The sequence below is a fragment of the uncultured Brevundimonas sp. genome (assembly GCF_937870815.1).
Classification (GTDB): domain Bacteria; phylum Pseudomonadota; class Alphaproteobacteria; order Caulobacterales; family Caulobacteraceae; genus Brevundimonas.
Map to the genome: position 1 here is coordinate 1 of NZ_CALMZS010000206.1, position 2,311 is coordinate 2,311.

A 2,311-nucleotide genomic window follows, 5' to 3' on the forward strand; every position below is an offset into this window, starting at 1 on the left:
GCGTCCTTGTACAGCTGGGCGATCGGATATTCGGTCATATAGCCGTAGCCGCCGTGCAGCTGCAGCATCTCGTCGATGACCTCGCCCTGGATGTCGGTGACCCAGTATTTGGCCATCGAGGCGGTGGCGGCGTCCAGCTGGCCCTTCAGGTGCAGCCCCAGGCAGTGGTCGACGAACACCCTGGCCACGGTCAGCTTGGTCTTCACCTCGGCCAGTTTGAACTGGGTGTTCTGGAAGTCGATCACCCGTTTCCCGAACGCCTTGCGCTCCTTGACGTAGGCCAGGGTCTCGCGCAGCCCGCGCTCGGCCGCGGCCACGCCCTGGACGGCGATGTTGAGCCGCTCCTGCGGCAGCTGCTGCATCAGCTGGATGAAGCCCTGGCCCTCGCCGCCGCCGATGATGTTCTCGCCCGGGACCTTGACCTCGTTGAAGAACAGTTCGGAGGTGTCGTTCCCCTCCATGCCGATCTTGTGCAGGTTGCGGCCGCGCTCGAAACCTTCCGCCCCGTCGGTCTCGACCACGATCAGCGAGGTGCCCCTGGCCCCTTCCGACGGGTCGGTCTTGGCCACGACGATGATGAAATTGGCCAACTGGCCGTTGGTGATGAAGGTCTTGGACCCGTTCACCACATACTGGTTCCCAGTCTTGATGGCGGTGGTCTTGACCCCCTGCAGGTCGGACCCGGCCCCCGGCTCGGTCATGGCTATGGCCCCGACCAGTTCGCCCGACTGCAGCCGCGGCAGCCAGCGCGCCTTCTGCTCTTCCGTGCCGTAGTGCCAGATGTAGGGCATGACGATGGCGTTGTGCAGCGAGATGCCGAAATGGTCCGCCCCCTTCCAGCCGAGCTGGCGCATCAGCACCACCTCATGGCGATAGTCGCCGCCCATGCCGCCGTCGGCCTCGGGCATCGACAGGCCCAAGAGGCCGGCCTCGCCGGCCTGGCGCCACAGCGCGCGCGGCACGCTGGAGTTGGCGATCCACGACTGCACCGCCTCGGGCGAGGCGTGTTCGTCGATCCATTTGCCGACGGAGTCGGAGAAGAGGACGATCTCCTCTTCCTGCATGAAGGCTGGTTCGGGGACGTTGAGGACGTTCATGGGTGCTCCGCAATCGAAAGCCCTTTCCCCTTGATGGGGGAAGGGTTGGGATGGGGGTGAAAGCGGTCGGAGCAGGTGGCTCCGTCAGCGCCCTCATCGGGAGAGGCTGTCACCCCCAACCCCGGCCCTTCCCCCATCAAGGGGGAAGGGAGAAGAAATCAAAACGCCTCCGCCGGCAGGGCCATCAGCACCTCCGCCCCCGACTTGACCTTCGCCAGGTGCGCCCCCGTATCCGGCAGGATGCGCTCGACGAAATAGCGGCCGGTCATCAGCTTGTGGGCGTAGAAGGGGTCGGTCGAGCCGGCGTCGATCGCCTTCTGCGCCGCCAGCGCCATCCGCGCCCACATATAGGCCAGGGCGGTCAGGCCGAAGATGTGCAGATAGTCGGTCGACGCCGCCCCGGCATTGTCGGGGTTCTGCATGCCGTTCTGCATCAGCCACATGGTGGCCTCCTGCAGCTTCTTCTTGGCGTCGGTCAGCCCGTCGATGAACGGCTTCACCGGACCCTCGCCGCCATGCTCGGCCACGAAGCCGTCGATCTCGGCGAACCAGCTCATGATCGCCCGGCCGCCGTTGGCCGGCAGCTTGCGGCCGACCAGATCGAGCGCCTGGATGCCGTTGGCGCCCTCGTAGATCATGGTGATCCGCGCGTCGCGCAGATACTGGCTGGCCGGGAAATGCTCCGTATACCCCGAGCCGCCGTGCACCTGCATGGCCAGCGAGGCGACGTGGAAGCCCTTGTCGGTCAGATAGGCCTTCAGCACCGGGGTGATCAGACCCATGTAGTCGCGCGCCTTCTGCGCCTCGGCCTCGTCGTCCGAATGCTGAAGATCAGCCTGCAGCGCGGTCCACAGGATGAAGGCCTGGCCGCCCTCGACGAAGGCGCGGGCCTCCATCAGCATGCGGCGCACGTCGGGGTGGACGATGATCGGATCGGCCGGGCCGTCCGGGTTCTTCGGACCCGTGAGCGACCGACCCTGCAGCCGGTCCCTGGCGAACTCGGCGGCGGCCTGATAGGCGGCGGTCCCGATCGACAGCCCTTGCAGGCCGGTTCCCAGACGCGCCTCGTTCATCATCACGAACATGGCGGCCATACCCTTGTTCTCGGTCCCGACCAGCCAGCCCCTGGCGCCGTCATAGGCCATGACGCAGGTGGCGTTGCCGTGGATGCCCATCTTGTGCTCGAGCCCGGCGCAGGCGACGCCCTCGTTGCG

2 protein-coding genes are annotated in these 2,311 nt (G+C 66.4%); both read right to left on the reverse strand.

The window, feature by feature from the left end; translation table 11 throughout:
- Positions 1-1,097: acyl-CoA dehydrogenase family protein (locus Q0588_RS13930; protein WP_298747308.1), on the reverse strand; the 1,097-nt coding region annotated here is incomplete at its 3' end.
- Between the two features lie 158 nt (positions 1,098-1,255).
- Positions 1,256-2,311 (reverse strand): acyl-CoA dehydrogenase C-terminal domain-containing protein (locus Q0588_RS13935; protein WP_298747310.1); only part of this gene is annotated, 1,056 nt, incomplete at its 5' end.